Genomic DNA, 14,950 nt, shown 5'->3' with positions numbered 1-14,950 from the left:
AGGGCAAAGTGGGTCACTGGTTCAGGAGGCTGCTAGGCTTCCAGGGGAGCGAATGATAGAGTACAAAGAGGTTTTGTGCGAGCCCCTTCATGCCTCAGTCCAAACCTGACGAACCTTTCGTCCGCAAGGTCTTCAAAGCGCTGGTGCTGGTGGTCGGCGCAGCGATGTTCCTAAGCTTCTCCTTTGGCCCCATCCTCCAGGCGCTGGGGCCTTCGGACTCGCAAGACACCGCCAACTTGGTTACTGAGCAACTGCGGGCCCAGGCGGACGGCTACCGGGCTGTGCTGGAACGGGAGCCGGATAACCCCATCGCCCTGCGGGGGTTGATCGACACGCAACTGCAGCTCAACGAGCCGCAAGGGGCCATCGAGCCGCTGAAGAAGCTGGTGGAACTGGAGCCGGAAAATCGGCAACTGCGAGCTTTTTTGGCCCAGATTCAGCAAGATACAGGGGATCTGGAAGGGGCATTAGAGCAGCTCCAGATCCTTCACGAGAAGGATCCCAAAGATAGCCAAGTCCTGCAGGAGCTGGCCGACGTTCAACTAGCGCTGGGCCACCCTTCTCAAGCCATTGAACTACTGGAGAACTATCTGAAGGAAGTCCCGGAAGATAACGATGTCCGTCTGCGCTTGGCCTTTATCTACGTCCGCAATAACCAGACGGAAAAGGCTGTCGCCCTCTACGACGAGATGATTGCGGCGGATCCCAGCGACTTTGCGCCCGTGTTGGGCAAAGCAATAGCCCTTAGCTCCGCCACCGATGAAAACCTACGGGCAAAAGCCCCGGAGCTATTTGAGCAAGCAGCCCGCCTGGCCCCACCCAAGCTGCGGGAGCAGATCCGGCAAGAGGCCGAGCTCTCTGCCCAAAGAAACCAGCCTCAGGCTGTTGAGAGCCAGGAGACTGCTCCCTGAGGAGAGTCGTCCCCCTCAAGACTCGGAGACCTCCTTGAGGGCCGCTTCCACCGAGGGATAGATCTCGAAGAGGGAATCTAGGTGGGTAACCTTGAGAACCAGCTTCGCTTGTTCTCCCAGGCTGCAGAGCTTGAGAGGACAGCCGGCAGCGGAACAGAGGCGTCTTGCCCACACCAAAGCCGACACCCCCCTACTGTCGATCAGCGGAACCTGACTTAGATCCAGCAAGAGATGTCTTGGTTTCTCGGCGAGAACCGTGCCCAGCTTTGGCGCACCAGAACCGGATCCAGCTTTCCTGGCGGAAGCTTGACGAGGGTAACAAGGGATCCCTTGGGGCTGAGCCGGGTGGAAACATTCACAAAAGGCTGAGAAAGTCAAGGGCGGGAGCCACATTGATTCTGAACCAAAGCCGCCGGGTTGGGTTCCGCCGGGCAACTTTTATTTGAGATGTGGGAAGGTAGCTCTAATGGATACGCACGGGATCCCGGATTGGTTGGGGGATGCGGCTGCCCTGGGTTTGTTGGCCCTGCAGATGCCGATGGCGGCGGTGTTGCTGGCGCGGCTGCTGCCCTCTTTGTGGCGCCCTTCCCCTCTGCCCCCTGGCCAAGCGGGGATCCCCTTCCCGACGGGCCTGGTCAGCGTCTTGCTGCCCACCCTCAACGAGGCCGAGCGCCTGGATCCCTGTCTGGAAGGGCTGCACCGCCAGGGAGCGGTTGTGCGCGAAGTTCTGGTGGTGGATAGCCGCTCCCAGGATGGCACCCGCGAAAAAGTGCTGCAAATGGCCGCGCGGGATCCCCGCTTTCGCCTCGTTACCGACGATCCCCTGCCCAGCGGCTGGGTCGGTCGCCCTTGGGCGTTGCACTATGGATTTCTCCAGTCGGATCCCGCCTCTGAGTGGATCTTGGGCATTGATGCCGACACCCGCCCCCAGCCGGGCCTGGTGGAGCGGCTGCTGGAAACTGCCCAGGCCAAAAAGCTGGATCTCATCACCCTGGCGCCGCAGTTTATCCTGCAGCACTGGGGGGAAGGCTGGCTGCAGCCAGCTCTTTTGACAACCCTGATCTACCGCTATGGGGCGGCAGGGGAGACTCCCCACTTGCCGGAGCGGACGATGGCCAATGGGCAGTGTATGTTGGTGCGCCGCTCGGTGCTGGAAGCCATGAACGGCTATACCCTGGCGCGGGCCTCCTTTTGCGACGATGTCACCCTGGTGCGGCAGATCGCGGCAGCCGGCTTTAAAGTAGCTTTTTGTGACGGTCGGCACCTGCTCAAGGTGCGCATGTACACCTCTTTGGCCGAAACTTGGCGGGAGTGGGGCCGATCCCTGGATTTGAAAGACGCCACCCCCAGGGCCCAACTGTGGGGGGATATGGCCCTGCTGGTGCTTACCCAAGGGATCCCACTCTTGGCAGTGGGGGGGCTGGGGATCAAGGCCGGGCTGGGGTTCCCCTTTTCCCTAACAGAGCAAGTGTTGTTGGGGCTCAACCTGGGCTTGCTGGCCCTGCGACTGGGGGTGCTGATGGGCATTCGCGGCTCTTATCAGGATCCCCCCTGGACGTTTTGGGCTTCGCCGCTGGCGGATCCCTTGGCTGTCCTGCGGGTGATCTTGTCAGCCCTCAGCCGCCCCCGCTCTTGGCGCGGGCGCACCTACTAGTCGACTGCCTCAGGATCTCACCTGCCCCGCGAAGCGCAGCGGAGTGACAGCAGGCGCAAGCGAGTGTTGGGTGGCCCTCAAATAAGGCAACCCCTGATCGAGTAAGCCTAGCTGCACCGCTCTTTCAACAGGGTAGTTTGTGATCACTAGCTCCGTGATTTTGCCTCGTTTTGTCCCCTTGCAGTTGATAGCCCGGTTTGCTTGAACTTCATCAATAGCAAAGAAGGGCATAGCGTACAAAGAGCGAATGATTGCGGTGTCAGAATTAGAAAGCATGATGTACACCTTATTCTTGCTTAAGTCAATGCAAATGTCTCGTAATCGCTCTTGATCCTCTAGGCCGAAGCCACTGGCATGATAGGAGGTAAAGTTTGATGTTTGCGAGACAGGAACGTAAGGCGGGTCGAAATACACCCAGTCGCCTGGCTTGGCCCTCTCAACAACCGTATCAAATGGCACGCACAAAATTTCAACATTTTGTAGAGCAAGGGATGCAGCTAAAAGATTGTCCTTGTCTAGATACTTTGGAGCTTTATATCGCCCAAAAGGAACATTGAACTTTCCTTGCCGATTGACGCGATACAAACCATTATAGCCTGTCTTGTTCAGGTAAATCATGCGCGCTGCTCGTCCTACAAGACCCATTGACCAAGGATCTTTCTCTCGAATCTGGTAATAAAAACTTTCATTGTGTGGAAATTCGGAGAGTAGTTGAATAACTTCCCAAACATGATCGCGAATAGCCAGGTAAGTATCTATCAGCTCAGCGTTGATATCGGAAAGGATCGCCTGTTTGATTTTGCATTCTCTATACAGGCGAAAGAAAAGCGCGCCACTCCCAACAAAAGGCTCGTGGTAAGTTCTGAAATAGACCGGCATCCGCTCTAATAGGGCGTCTGTCAGTTGTGTCTTGCCACCGGCCCATTTTAGAAAAGGTCGCGGAAGAAGCAAATCGCTCATGTTACAATCCAAAATACAAACGTAACCAATCTTCTAAATCGCTGAACCAAACCACTTTCTCAGTAGACATCAGTTATCCTTGCATGTTCTTTGAAAACCCTTCGCCGTCAATTACCTCGATCCCTGGAATAGGCCAGTGCTCCATATCTTGAATGGTTGCAGGGATCTTCTCTTCCGCTGTGCCTGACGTCGCCTGAAACTTACACTCCACTCCCAGTCGCTTGCCGCTTTTTTCATCGCTAATGACCACATCAATATACCGCTGTTGCCCCCACAGCCTTCGTGCTGGTCTTCAATCCAAGAGATTGTGCCAGAGCAACAACTCGCTGCTTTAATTCGTCACCACTTTTAGGCGCTGTTCTTTTTCCTGACATAGAGAAAACTCCTCACAGACAATCAGCTTCGTTTGTTTTCACCACCCCTGCGCTCTCCCATCGCCACCCAACTCCCGAAGCTTTGCGGCTAGGCGCTGCTGTTCCTGACGGACTTGGGCGAGGGCTGCTACTGCCGCTCCTGCCCTACTTGTTCAATTCCCCCAGAAGCAAATTCCCGTCGGCAGTCCACCACTGCAAGTAGGTGGCTGTGGTTTCTACTTTTTGTCGGTGCCACACCCTCAAGAACCAGCCGATCTCCGGAGTCCAGTAGCAGTGGTTTTCATCTGCTGTTGCAGAAGCACATAGCAACCTTAATACAGATTAGTGATCGGGGGCAAGATGGATTTAATGCAGGGGCTCGTGGATTTCGTAGACAGCAACCCCGATCTCCGAGAGCTGGGGCAAGCCTTAGCTGTCAAAACAACACTCCAAGGCCATACTCACCCCTAGGTCTGTGACGTGTTGCAAGTGTCATCAAGCTTTATCAGCAACCGGAACTTATACTCCCAAACCAAGGAGCTGCTGGACTTGCTCTAGCTTATCGAGGCTCAAAGCCCTATCTCTCTCCCGAATAAAAAGCTGCTGCTATTGCGATGAGCTGAAGGAAAGTTTAGAAGAGGCAGTCCCAGAAGAATGAGGAAGCAGTTGCTCAAAAAAAGAGATACGGCATAAGGCAAAAGAGTAGAAGCTCCTGATGGACAAGGGGGAGCTAACAGTGTTTATGGTAGATGAGCGTCACCCGCTATGAGGTTACCTTTGTGGATAGAGGTGGGGGGTAAAGGAGAACAGATTGCGGCCGATATTAAGAATATCAGGGGGAGGCGAAGTTACTTTGGGGCATTAGATTATGACAAGAGAGAGTTTCTGTTGCAAGTATATAATAAGGCAGATTCTCAAAGCATGAGAGCGTTTATAGAGTACTTAAGACTTGAGAAAAAAGAACAAAGGATAGCGATTTTTTGGGATGGGGCGGACTATCGTTGCTGTAAATAGGTTAGGGCGTATTTAGAAGAAGTGAGCCAGAGGTTAAGAGAAGAGGAGTGGCCAGTCAGGTGCATTCTTTTTGTTCCTTATACAACGGAACAGAATTTTGATTTTCCTATCATGAATATCTTAGGAATGCTACGATCAGCAGGGAAGTTACAGGAGCTATGCTATGCTGGGGTGTTAGTCATCGAAATCAGCATGCGTGTCCATTACTTACAACATGTGCCCTTTGAAGGTCTGGGCTATATAGAGTCCTGGCTCAAAGCCAAGGAATACCCTGTAACGGGCACAAGGTTTTTTGAATCGACGAGATTGCCGAGCCTAGATGAATTTGACATGCTCATCGTCATGGGTGGCCCCATGAGTGCCAATGACGAAAGTGCATTTCCTTGGCTAGGTCAGGAGAAGGAGTTTATCCGCAATGCCATCGAGGCCGGCAAGTCCATTTTGGGCATCTGTCTGGGGGCGCAACTGATTGCCAGCGCAATGGGTAGCCGAGTGTTTCCAAATCGTGTTAAGGAAATAGGCTGGTGGCCGGTACGAGGGGTACAGCCCCCTGATGAGCTAACCTTTCGCTTCCCGCCCTCGATTGAGGTTTTTCACTGGCACGGGGAAACCTTCGAGCTGCCCCCTGGTGCAATTCACCTTGCCAAAAGCGAAGGCTGTGAGAATCAGGCCTTTCAGCTTGGACGCTCAGTGATCGGCCTCCAGTTTCACTTGGAAACCACGCCAGAATTGGTGCAAGGGCTTGTCTCCCACTGCCGCAACGAACTGTTGCCATCTACCTATGTGCAGTCGGAAGCAGAGATCCTCTCAGCCTCCCCTGAGAAGTACCAAGCCATAAACCGTCTAATGGGCGAGGTTCTCTCCTTTCTCTGTCGCTCCGATCCCTAGGCCCCGCGCTGCGCTCTAGAGAGCGGCCAAAGCCGTAAGATGCAGATCTGCAAGCCAAAGTTCCAAGAGGATAGACGTGGGCCATCAGGTTTTGGGACTGGGGATCGCGGGTTGGTCGGCTGCACGGCTGCTGCGGGCCCAGGGAAAAGAGGTGTGGGTCTGGGACGAGCAGGATTCGGAGCTCTTGCGGCAACGGCAGGCGGAGCTGGAACGGGAAGGGATCCCTGTCCACTTGGGCCAGCCTTTTCAACTGCTGCCAGGGGTGGAGCAAGTGGTGGTTAGCCCCGGCATTGCCTGGGATCACCCGCTGCTGCAAGAGGCGCGGCGGCAAGGGATCGAGGTGGTGGGAGAGGCGGAGCTGGCCTGGCCGTTTCTTGAGCACCTGCCTTGGGTGGGGATCACGGGCACCAACGGCAAAAGCACCACCACGGCCCTGGTGGCGGAGATGTTCAAGGCGGCAGGGCTCGAAGGGATCCCCTGCGGCAACATCGGCTTACCTCTGTCGCAAGTGGCTCTAGAAACCTGGCAAGGGCGGCGGCAGCCGGCTTGGATCGTGGCAGAGCTGAGCAGCTACCAACTAGAAGCCAGCCGCCACCTGATGCAGAGCTCCCCCGGCAGCCCGCCCCGCATTGGGGTGTGGACAACTTTCACCCCCGATCACCTAGAGCGGCACGGCACCCTGGAGCGCTACGCCGGCTTTAAGGCGCGGCTGCTGCAGCGGGCCCAGTGGCGGGTGGTCAACGGCGAGGATCCCTACCTCTTTCGCCGCCGGCAGGACTGGGAAAACACCTACTGGGTTTCGCTGCAAGATCCGCAAGCGGATGTTTTCCTGCGGGGGAGCACTCTTTACATCCAGGGAGAAGCGGTAGCCGAGCTGGAGGATTTTGCCGAGCGCTGCCCTGGCTCGCACAACTTGCAGAACCTGCTCCTAGCGGCAGCGGCTGCTCATCTGGCCGGGATCCCCAACACTGCCATTCAAGGAGCCATCCGCTCTTTTGCCGGCATGCCCCATCGCCTGGAGCGGGTAGCCCAAATCCAGGTGGGATCCACCCCCATCCGCTTTGTCAACGACAGCAAAGCCACCAACTACGAGGCCGGCTGGGTCGCGCTCAACGCCCTCTCCCCGCCCATTATCCTCATTGCCGGTGGAAGGGCCAAACAGGGGGACCCCTCAGCCTGGCTGCGGCTTATTCAGGCTAAGGTGGCCCGCGTGTTGCTCATTGGGGAGGCTGCCCCTGCCCTGGCCCAGGCCCTCCAGGAGATCCGCTATACTGACCTCGAGATCCTGCCAACGCTAGATGTGGCGGTGGAAAGGGCTTTTGTAGCTGCTTGCTCCCTAGCGCAAGCCCTGGACAATCTGGCCCAGCCCATCACCGTCTTGCTCTCGCCTGCTTGTGCCAGCTTTGACCAGTACTCCAGCTTTGAGCACCGTGGCCACCACTTCCGCGCCTGCTGCCAAGCCCTTGTGGGATCCCTGGAATGCTGAAGCCCGCTGGCTGCGCTGGCTGACGCTGGTCTGGTTGGGGATGGGACTAGCGATGCTGTTTTCCGCCTCCTACCCGGTGGCGCAGCAGACTACCGGCGATGGCCTCTATTTCTTTAAGCGCCAGGTGCTCTGGTCAGGGCTGGGGCTGGTCTGCTTCACCATCCTAGTGCGCATCCCCTTGCAGCGCTGGTTCCCCTGGGCGGGGATCCTCTGCCTGCTGGGCATTGGCTTGGTCTGGGCCACCCACGTGCCAGGGCTGGGGGTTTCCCGCCTGGATGCCAGCCGCTGGCTGGATCTAAAGGTGATCCCGATTATTCAGCCTGCGGAATTGCTCAAGCCCCTGTTGGTGCTGCAGGGATCCTGGGTGTTTGGCCGTTGGTTTTACCATCCCCTCTTGTTTCGCGGCGTCTGGGTCGGGCTCTTTGCTTTGGCGCTGCTGGGGATCCTCATCCAGCCCAACTTGGGTACCACCGCCATCTGCGGCCTTACCCTCTGGGTCATGGCCTGGACGGCTGGGCTCCCCCTTTTTACCCTCTTGGCTACCGCGGGACTGGGGATCTTGGCGGCTGGGGTGAGCATTCTCAGCAAAGACTACCAGCGGCGGCGCATCTTAGCCTTTTTGGATCCCTGGGGGAATGCTCAGGGGGACGGCTACCAGTTGGTGCAGAGCCTTTTGGCTATTGGCTCAGGTGGCTGGTGGGGCAAAGGCTATGGTCTTTCCCTACAAAAGCTGTTCTACCTGCCCATCCAGTACACGGACTTCATCTTTGCTGTGTATGCAGAAGAGTTTGGCCTGGTGGGATCCCTTTTCTTCCTGGGGCTATTGAGCGCCTACACCTGGGTCAGCTTGCGGGTTATGCGGCGCTGTCTCGACCTGCCTGCCCGGCTGGTGGTCTGCGGCTGTCTGATGTTTTTGGTAGGGCAGGCACTGCTGAATATCGGCGTGGTCAGCGGCCTACTGCCGACTACAGGGGTGCCCTTGCCCCTGTTTAGCTACGGCGGCAGCTCGATCCTGGCGGGGCTGATCATGGCGGGGCTGTTGGTCCGGGCCGCCCGCGAGGTGGGCTAAGGCCTGTAAGCTTCTCACTCGGCAGCCAGTAGATAAGGACTTGGGGGTTCAGAGGGGATCAATCGGTAGGGATCCGCCTGGTTAAACTCTCGACAGAGGTGAGCAAAAGACTGGAGACCTTCGAGGCGCTCCGTGAGCTCGCTGAGGATATCCAAGTATTCGGCCAGGGCAGCTTGGGCAAGATACCAAGATTTGTCCAGCTCTTGGAAATAGGTCATCTGGAACTCGACGGAGAGGTTCTTTTCTCTGAGGAAGCGCTGCTCCGGCGTAAGGGCTCGGTCGAAGGGAGAAAGACGAGCAATGCGCTGGATGCGCTCGCTAGAGATGCGGCCAGCAAAGCCGGGAGCTTTGTACGTGTAGGCCGTCCGGAGCTGAGGCCGATCCGCTGGCAAGAGAGCTGCACACCACCTTTCGCTCAGTTCCCGGAAACGAGGGACCTCGAAGTTTAGGACATCAACAGCATCTTGAAGGTAACCATGTTTAAGCAGAAGCTGGGATTCCGCCGCTAGGGAAACTGCCCAACCCTTGAGAGCAATATCGCTGAGCAATAGGCAGTGGGCCTGGCGCTCAACAGAGATCTGATGGGCTGGGTCAGAGAAAAAATTCGGATATTTCCTGTCCTCCCTCGATGCTGTTCTCGAGGTTAAGTAGCCACGACCTCAGCTCCTTATCACCTCTCGTAGAGGCTTTAATGAAGTTATAGCAGTCTTTAATAAAGAGAGCTGACCATTCACCGCCTGGTACTGGGATCTACATCCGACGCTTCAGAAGAGTTAGCTCCCCAGGCACATTGAGCATAAAAGAGTGCAATAGCAGAAAGAGGAACGATGCAAGGCGGCTCTGGAAGAGCCAGAATCTCCTGAATTTCCTCCCTCAGCTCCTCGATCCTTTGCTCTAGAGGGTTGTCGGTTTGATTCCGCATGTCAACCCTGTTGAGCAAGAAGACCATCAAACTGGTTTGACCTCTGAGAAACTCTACGACATCCTTTAGCTCTCTCAAGAGAGTTTCCCGTCCTTGCCAATCTGTCTGAGAGTAATCCAGTGCAACAAAGCTAAAGCACTTGCTGACATGCTCTTGGATAATCCTAAGGCTTGTTTATCTTGAATTGAGTTTAGGCCAGGCAAGTCATAAATCTCGACCTGTAAGCCCTCAGGCAGGCCTAACAGAAAAGGATTTCTGACCGGCAGCAGCGGACACTCAACGTCTACCTGAGGGATGCCCACCTCCGCTTCATCCCTCTTCTTCCTCTTCTTTCGCCGCTCTTGGTGGTAGGCCTCCATCGTCAGCTTGAGCCGGCTGTAGATTTCTTCGTCCCTCTGGTCTTCCCACGTGCCGCATTCCCAGGTAGCTCCTTCGGTATTGTGGATAACTAGCCTGCTCCGCTCGCTGTGCCTAATCCGCAGGATCCCGGCACTCATCTCCTGGGCCTCAATAGGCGCGATTTTCCGGCCAATGAGGGCGTTCACAATAGTGGATTTACCCGAAGAGGTGGTGCCAATGGTGGCAATCTGGAAGGAGGGCTTCTGTAGGCGGGCAACAGCCTCTTCGTAGACAACCCGAAAGGCCTGCAGCTTTTCCAGCAGCACAGAGCTGCTAATGACGTCGTGGTATTCGCTGAGGATCCCGGCAGTGAGGTTGCCAAGGGTGAACAGTGACTCTCCTGCGATCCGCAGGGCTACCGAGGGATCCGTAGAATCAAGCCTGTGATGCGCTCCTTCAGATAGAGTTAAGATGACATGCCGACAGCTCTCAAGCCGCTTCGCCGGCATCATAGTCCTTTCGCTAGTGCCGTGGTTCGTTTTCTTCGCATTTTTTCAGCGTCCTTCTTGCCAGCAATGCTGATTTAGTAGCATAAAGAAATGGCTCTAAAATGCACATAGCCGCCGGCAGTTCTGGGGTCAACAAGAGGTAGTTTGCGAATGATGGATGGCTCTTTGCAATCTTTCTTCGCCTCTGCCAGCCAGGTGGGGCTGGGGGTGGCGGGTCTGCTGGCTTTGGTTACTCTGCTGGCCTGGATCCGCAACTGGCCTTGGAAGTTTTCGCTGGTGGGCTACACGGCCTTTACCTTGGTCCTAACGGCAGGCTGTTTTGCTCTGAGCCTAGGGCCCATTTTCCGCTCCCGCATCCCCGGGGCTGCTCCCTACACCACGGTTTACGACCAAGGGGCGGAGCGGGCGGTCATTGCCGTTAGCCCAGATATCACCCCGGAGCAACTGATCCTTACGCTGAAGCAGGCAGCTAGCGATCTGGCCTCCCCAGGTCGCTTCTCTACCGGCTCGCCAGTGTTTACCCTGCAAGCCCGCACTGTCATCCACCCCGAGCCGGGGGTTTCCGAGCCCTTGCTTTTGGGCACGCTGCAACAGCCGCTGGGAAAACGCCTGCGCACCCCGGAGGAACAGCAGCAGCAGCAAATCCACCTGGACGAAGAGGCCTTTGCCCGGCTGCGCAAGCTGGCCCAGGTTCAGGCTGCGGCTTCTTCCGCTGAGGGTGGGTTGGGAGAGTCCCCCTTGTCCCAGTCTTGAGCGCTAAGCCAGCGCCGCAGATCCCGTCCTACCTGGTCAGGGATCTCCCAGGGAAAGAGGTGGGCCACGTTGGGATAGACAATGCAGGTGCACTGAGGGAGAAGGCGGGCCGTGGCTAGGCTGCTGGCAACAGTGATGTGGCCATCCAGCTCCGCAGCCAGAATCAAAACCGGTAGGTGCAGGCGGTGCAGCTCTCCCTCGCGGTTGTAGCCCTGTCGAAGGGCAGCGCGTAGGGCTTGGCGAGCCTGAGGAGAGGTATGCAGGTAAGCCGGCAAAGCTGCCTGGGCCAGGTAGCGATAGGTTCTCGGGGTATGTCTCTGGATTAGGTAGCGGTAGAGAGAGCGGCGGCCAAAGGTGTTGATGTTCCAACTCCAGCCGGGCCAAAGCCAGTTGAGCAGCGAAGCAATGCCGGTGTTGAGCTGATCCCAAAAATCGGTGGGGGGATGGTTGCTACGGGGACAGGCGGCGCTGGCCACCAAGACCAAGCCTTTGACCCGTCCCGGCAGCCGCAAGGCCAGCTCCAGGGCCAGGATCCCGCCCAGCGACCAGCCCAGCAGCAGGCACTCCCGCCAGCCCAGGCGATCCAGCAGCTCCTGCAAATCCTCCAGGTGGGCCGACATCTCAAAGGGATCCCGCACCTGCGAACGCCCGTAGCCGCGCAGATCCGGCGCCACACAGGGGTGCATCCCCGCCACCGCCTCGGCAAAAACTTCCATGCAGTCGGCATTGCCCGGATGGCCGTGGAGCAGCAGGATGGGCAGCGAAGGGATCCCTTCTCCCCAAACACGACAGTGGAGCTGTAGGCCCATCGGCTTACCAGAGCACTTTGAAATTGCACTGAAATCGCAGGGTCAGGCGCTGGCCGCCTTTTTTGGCGTCGGCTGCAGCTTCACCCCGTTGGGGATGCAGATTAAGTTTTGATCCAGCACCTGCACAAACCCCTTCGAGCGCAGGGATCCCAGCAGGCGAGTAACCGTCACGCGGGTGGCACCAATGGCATCCCCGATCTGGGCGTGGGTGAGGGGCCAGGGGAGGTACATCCCCTGCTCACAGGGCTGCCCATACTCGTCGATTAACAAGGTCAAAAAGCCCTTCAGGCGGTCGATGGCGCGACGCTGGCCCAAGTTGCCCAGCCAGAGCAACTTGCGTTGCAGTTGCTGGCGGAAGCTTTCTTGAATTTTCTGGTGCAGATAGGGCCACTGCTCCAAATCCTGCCAGTAAAACCACATCACCGTCGTGCGATCGACATGGGTGCAGGCTTTTAGCTCAAAGCGCTCCGGGTTGCTCAGCTCAAAGGGCACCCCGGGCGTGATAAACCCGACAAAAACCTCCCGCCGCTCCGGCGTTTGGCTGACCAGGCGCACCACGCCCTCTTGGGGGATGTACACCAATCCCGGACGAGTTGGAATGCGCACATCTTTAGGAAACGTACGAGAGCGGTAGTGCTCTTCGGCCCACTGGCGGAGTTCCCGCCATTCCTGAGCCTCTGCTGCCGATGTGATGGAAACAAGTGTCATGGGATCAACTTCCTGTCGCTCGAGCAACCTGATGGGTTTTACAGACTCCCCAGCTTTACCTGGCTACTGTTGCAACACAACGCTTTCGCCTTCGCGTCCGCGGAACGGAGTCGTGAGAGGATGGGGAAACCGCAAGGGGGCAAAACAAAGAGGAGAGAACCTACAGGCTTACTTTACCTTAGCTTCATAATGGCACTGAACCCTATGGGGCGACATCGGGTTTCTACTGATATTGTTCAAAAGGCTACGTCCAATAATAACCTCAAGAAGCCGTAAATTTTCAGAGCTTGTCGCCGAACTCAGCCAGCTAGGGGGTGGCGCAGAATGGGGTCAGACTGGTGGATGTCTGAGTACAGGTGTGGGGTGGCTGCGATGAATATCCTTATCAGCAACGACGATGGCATCCAGGCGGCGGGGGTGCGATGTCTGGCCGCTGCGCTGGCTCAGGTGGGTGGACATCAGATCACGGTGGTCTGTCCGGATCGGGAGCGCTCGGCTACCGGCCACGCCTTGACGTTGCACAAGCCGCTGCGAGTGGATCCGGTGCGGGAGGGGTTTCCGCCAGAGGTGCAAGCTTGGGCCTGTTCGGGCACGCCCTCGGACTGCGTCAAGTTGGGCCTGGACGGTCTGCTGCAGCAGCCCCCTGACTGGGTCATTGCCGGCATCAACCAGGGAGCCAATCTGGGCACTGATGTGCTCTATTCCGGCACCGTCTCGGCAGCCATGGAAGGGCTGCTGGAAGGGATCCCCAGCCTAGCCGTGAGCCTGGCCAGCTTTACCCACCAGGATTTTCAGCCGGCGGCCCAGGTGGTGCTGATGCTGCTGGAGAAGCTGAGCCTGAAGCCTTTAGAGAAGCCGATGCTGTTGAACGTCAATGTCCCCCCGCTAGGGTTGGCTGAAATACGCGGCATGGTCTTGGCCCGCCTGGCCTGGCGCAAGTACACGGATCTCTACGAGAAACGGGTAGATCCCCGCGGCAAGGCCTACTACTGGCTGGCAGGAGAGGTGGTGGAAGAGGAGGTGGATCCCTGTTCCGATGTGCGGGCGGTTGCCGAGGGGTATGTGTCGATTACGCCCCTGCAGCCGGATTTAACGGCCTACGCCGCTTTCGAGAGCTTGCAGCGCTGGGGCCTCTCAGCCTTTGGCTTTTGAAAGCAAAAATGGCCTAGGGCAAGCAGGCTTGGCCGGGATCGCAGCCAGGGGAAACCCTAGAGGGGAACGGCTGCCAAGGCCAGCAGCCGTTCTGCCACAGCCTGGGGAACAGGCATCACCGACAGTCGCGTGCCTCGCCGCACCACTTCTAACTCCGCAGGGGTAAAAGTGGCCCTTAACTGGGCCAAAGGGATCAAGCGCCCAAAGGCGGCAACGAATTGCACCCGCACCGTGTACCAGCGGGGAGCTGCAGGGGTTGCCTTGGGATCGTAGTAGGGGCTGGTGGGATCAAACTGGCTGGGATCCACCACCTGGGTTTCCACGATCTCCATTAAGCCGGCTATGCCGGGAGGGTTGGCGTTGGAGTGGTAGAAAAAGGCGCGATCCCCAACCTGCATGGCCTTCAAGTAGTTGCGGGCTTGGTAGTTGCGCACGCCGTCCCAGAGAGTTTGGCCCTCCCGCTGCAGATCCCAGATGCTGTAGACGCTGGGCTCCGATTTCATCAGCCAGTAGTTCATGAAACGCTAGGCGCCGGCAGCAGGCAAGCGACGGGCAACAAACTCGACAAAGTTTTGCAATATCTTCAAGCCTACAGGGCCGGACTTTTCGGGGTGAAATTGGGTGGCAAACAAGGTGCCGCGGGCAATGGCGGCCACACAGGTTTGGCTGCCGTGCTGGGTGGTGGCGACCACCCAGCTTGGATCCTTGGGCACCGCGTGGTAGGAGTGGACAAAGTAAACCCAGCTTTGCTCGGGGATCCCTGCCCAAAGGGGAGAGTCGGGCTGGGTAAGGTGCAACTGGTTCCAGCCCATGTGGGGGATGCGCAGGCCCGGCTCCGGTCGAAAGCGCTGCACCCGCCCCGGCACGATGCCCAGCCCCGGCTCTGTCCCCTCTTCGCTGTCTTCGAACAAAACTTGCAAACCAATACAAATGCCCAAGAAAGGCTGCTGCCGCTCGATGGCTTGTCGGATTGCCTCCCCAAAGCCGCGCGCCCGCAACTGCTGCATGGCTGGGTCAAAGGCCCCATCGCCGGGCAGGACAAGGCCATCAAAAGCCGCTAGCCCAGCCGGCTCTGTGACTAGCTGCACCTCGGCCCCGGCCCGCTCCAGCCCTTTGCAAGCTGAATGCAGGTTGCCGGCATCATAGTCGATCACCGCCAGGCGCACGGCTTTCATGGCTTTTCCTGAAACCTTCAAGAGCCTATCAGTATAGTGGTTTTAGCTAATCCGCCGTTCGCGCTAGCGGGACGTAGTCCTGGAAGCCCCGCTCTGTACCCCCCTATATCCCAGCCCCCCAGTCCCCCAGTCCCCCCGTATACGGAGGGATGTAGGGGGGCGGGCCGGCCAGAGTCAGGATGAGAGGCGGGAGCGTTCAACAGGTACAATGCATTCATCATGAGAACCGCTTACCAGTACCGCTTGCG

At 57.7% G+C, this 14,950-nt stretch carries 15 protein-coding genes; 7 read left to right on the top strand and 8 right to left on the bottom strand.

Going from position 1 to position 14,950, the window contains the following annotated elements; genetic code table 11:
* The first annotated feature begins 89 nt into the window (after nucleotides 1-89).
* On the top strand, nucleotides 90-911 hold the full coding sequence (locus SYN60AY4M2_RS03395; RefSeq protein ID WP_099812282.1) for a tetratricopeptide repeat protein: 822 nt from the start codon (nucleotides 90-92) through the stop codon (nucleotides 909-911).
* A gap of 15 nt (nucleotides 912-926) precedes the next feature.
* Here SYN60AY4M2_RS03395 and SYN60AY4M2_RS14610 read toward each other — a convergent pair whose 3' ends face one another.
* Nucleotides 927-1,304, bottom strand: coding sequence for an STAS domain-containing protein (locus SYN60AY4M2_RS14610; RefSeq protein WP_099812281.1), 378 nt, complete (start codon nucleotides 1,302-1,304; stop codon nucleotides 927-929).
* Between the two features lie 73 nt (nucleotides 1,305-1,377).
* On the opposite strand from SYN60AY4M2_RS14610, the gene SYN60AY4M2_RS03385 reads away from it, so the two are divergent.
* On the top strand, nucleotides 1,378-2,565 hold the full coding sequence (locus tag SYN60AY4M2_RS03385) for a glycosyltransferase family 2 protein (protein WP_049749723.1): 1,188 nt from the start codon (nucleotides 1,378-1,380) through the stop codon (nucleotides 2,563-2,565).
* 9 nt (nucleotides 2,566-2,574) lie between these two features.
* Here the strand turns inward: SYN60AY4M2_RS03385 and SYN60AY4M2_RS03380 are convergent, their stop codons facing one another.
* Entirely contained in the window at nucleotides 2,575-3,525 is a 951-nt protein-coding gene (locus SYN60AY4M2_RS03380; RefSeq protein ID WP_011429841.1) for a DNA adenine methylase, read from the bottom strand.
* Between the two features lie 1,478 nt (nucleotides 3,526-5,003).
* On the opposite strand from SYN60AY4M2_RS03380, the gene SYN60AY4M2_RS03370 reads away from it, so the two are divergent.
* From SYN60AY4M2_RS03370 to SYN60AY4M2_RS03360, 3 genes are all read left to right on the top strand, one after another.
* Nucleotides 5,004-5,780, top strand: coding sequence for a type 1 glutamine amidotransferase (locus SYN60AY4M2_RS03370; RefSeq protein ID WP_240527708.1), 777 nt, complete (start codon nucleotides 5,004-5,006; stop codon nucleotides 5,778-5,780).
* Between the two features lie 76 nt (nucleotides 5,781-5,856).
* Complete coding sequence (murD, locus tag SYN60AY4M2_RS03365) at nucleotides 5,857-7,266, top strand: UDP-N-acetylmuramoyl-L-alanine--D-glutamate ligase (RefSeq protein WP_099812280.1); 1,410 nt, start codon at nucleotides 5,857-5,859, stop codon at nucleotides 7,264-7,266.
* Entirely contained in the window at nucleotides 7,211-8,335 is a 1,125-nt protein-coding gene (locus SYN60AY4M2_RS03360) for a putative peptidoglycan glycosyltransferase FtsW (protein ID WP_240527707.1), read from the top strand. Before murD ends, SYN60AY4M2_RS03360 begins: the two co-directional genes overlap by 56 nt.
* 14 nt (nucleotides 8,336-8,349) lie before the next feature.
* Here SYN60AY4M2_RS03360 and SYN60AY4M2_RS03355 read toward each other — a convergent pair whose 3' ends face one another.
* Both SYN60AY4M2_RS03355 and SYN60AY4M2_RS03345 read right to left on the bottom strand, forming a co-directional pair.
* On the bottom strand, nucleotides 8,350-8,727 hold the full coding sequence (locus tag SYN60AY4M2_RS03355) for a hypothetical protein (protein ID WP_099812278.1): 378 nt from the start codon (nucleotides 8,725-8,727) through the stop codon (nucleotides 8,350-8,352).
* 604 nt (nucleotides 8,728-9,331) lie between these two features.
* Nucleotides 9,332-10,108, bottom strand: a complete 777-nt coding sequence (locus tag SYN60AY4M2_RS03345) for a dynamin family protein (RefSeq protein WP_099812276.1) — start codon at nucleotides 10,106-10,108, stop codon at nucleotides 9,332-9,334.
* A 147-nt stretch (nucleotides 10,109-10,255) separates the two neighbouring features.
* Here SYN60AY4M2_RS03345 and SYN60AY4M2_RS03340 point away from each other — a divergent pair, with 147 nt between their 5' ends.
* Nucleotides 10,256-10,858 (top strand): Ycf51 family protein, encoded by a 603-nt coding sequence (locus tag SYN60AY4M2_RS03340; protein WP_240527706.1) that lies wholly within the window; start codon nucleotides 10,256-10,258, stop codon nucleotides 10,856-10,858.
* Here the strand turns inward: SYN60AY4M2_RS03340 and SYN60AY4M2_RS03335 are convergent.
* A complete protein-coding gene (locus SYN60AY4M2_RS03335) occupies nucleotides 10,798-11,667 on the bottom strand; it encodes an alpha/beta hydrolase (RefSeq protein ID WP_099812275.1) in 870 nt (289 codons plus the stop codon). The genes SYN60AY4M2_RS03340 and SYN60AY4M2_RS03335 overlap by 61 nt on opposite strands.
* Nucleotides 11,668-11,709: 42 nt before the next feature.
* The gene (locus SYN60AY4M2_RS03330) at nucleotides 11,710-12,375 is read right to left on the bottom strand and encodes a Crp/Fnr family transcriptional regulator (RefSeq protein ID WP_011429850.1); all 666 of its coding nucleotides are present in this window, start codon (nucleotides 12,373-12,375) and stop codon (nucleotides 11,710-11,712) included.
* A gap of 372 nt (nucleotides 12,376-12,747) precedes the next feature.
* On the opposite strand from SYN60AY4M2_RS03330, the gene surE reads away from it, so the two are divergent.
* Nucleotides 12,748-13,527 carry a 5'/3'-nucleotidase SurE gene (gene surE, locus SYN60AY4M2_RS03325; protein ID WP_011429851.1) on the top strand — a complete coding sequence of 260 codons (780 nt, stop codon included), beginning with the start codon at nucleotides 12,748-12,750 and terminating at the stop codon, nucleotides 13,525-13,527.
* 56 nt (nucleotides 13,528-13,583) lie between these two features.
* Here the strand turns inward: surE and SYN60AY4M2_RS03320 are convergent, their stop codons facing one another.
* Together SYN60AY4M2_RS03320 and hisH are read right to left on the bottom strand one after the other, a co-directional pair.
* Nucleotides 13,584-14,045: an EVE domain-containing protein gene (locus tag SYN60AY4M2_RS03320; protein WP_099812274.1), complete on the bottom strand. Its 462-nt coding sequence runs from the start codon at nucleotides 14,043-14,045 to the stop codon at nucleotides 13,584-13,586.
* A gap of 6 nt (nucleotides 14,046-14,051) precedes the next feature.
* Nucleotides 14,052-14,702, bottom strand: coding sequence for an imidazole glycerol phosphate synthase subunit HisH (hisH, locus tag SYN60AY4M2_RS03315; RefSeq protein WP_011429853.1), 651 nt, complete (start codon nucleotides 14,700-14,702; stop codon nucleotides 14,052-14,054).
* Nucleotides 14,703-14,950: the final 248 nt, after the last annotated feature.

The organism is Synechococcus sp. 60AY4M2 (assembly GCF_002760375.1).
Classification (GTDB): Bacteria; Cyanobacteriota; Cyanobacteriia; order Thermostichales; family Thermostichaceae; genus Thermostichus.
The sequence above is the reverse complement of the archived record's forward strand: the minus strand, read 5'-3'. Positions and strand labels throughout refer to the sequence as shown.

Bases quoted from the DNA above. Each gene is read 5' to 3' on its own strand.
- SYN60AY4M2_RS03335 (WP_099812275.1), bottom strand. From the start codon at position 11,667: ATGGGCCTACAGCTCCACTGTCGTGTTTGGGGAGAAGGGATCCCTTCG.
- hisH (WP_011429853.1), bottom strand. From the start codon at position 14,702: ATGAAAGCCGTGCGCCTGGCGGTGATCGACTATGATGCCGGCAACCTG.
- SYN60AY4M2_RS03380 (WP_011429841.1), bottom strand. From the start codon at position 3,525: ATGAGCGATTTGCTTCTTCCGCGACCTTTTCTAAAATGGGCCGGTGGC.
- SYN60AY4M2_RS14610 (WP_099812281.1), bottom strand. From the start codon at position 1,304: ATGTGGCTCCCGCCCTTGACTTTCTCAGCCTTTTGTGAATGTTTCCAC.
- SYN60AY4M2_RS03395 (WP_099812282.1), top strand. From the start codon at position 90: ATGCCTCAGTCCAAACCTGACGAACCTTTCGTCCGCAAGGTCTTCAAA.
- surE (WP_011429851.1), top strand. From the start codon at position 12,748: ATGAATATCCTTATCAGCAACGACGATGGCATCCAGGCGGCGGGGGTG.
- SYN60AY4M2_RS03320 (WP_099812274.1), bottom strand. From the start codon at position 14,045: ATGAACTACTGGCTGATGAAATCGGAGCCCAGCGTCTACAGCATCTGG.
- SYN60AY4M2_RS03340 (WP_240527706.1), top strand. From the start codon at position 10,256: ATGATGGATGGCTCTTTGCAATCTTTCTTCGCCTCTGCCAGCCAGGTG.
- SYN60AY4M2_RS03385 (WP_049749723.1), top strand. From the start codon at position 1,378: ATGGATACGCACGGGATCCCGGATTGGTTGGGGGATGCGGCTGCCCTG.
- SYN60AY4M2_RS03345 (WP_099812276.1), bottom strand. From the start codon at position 10,108: ATGATGCCGGCGAAGCGGCTTGAGAGCTGTCGGCATGTCATCTTAACT.
- SYN60AY4M2_RS03330 (WP_011429850.1), bottom strand. From the start codon at position 12,375: ATGACACTTGTTTCCATCACATCGGCAGCAGAGGCTCAGGAATGGCGG.
- SYN60AY4M2_RS03370 (WP_240527708.1), top strand. From the start codon at position 5,004: ATGAATATCTTAGGAATGCTACGATCAGCAGGGAAGTTACAGGAGCTA.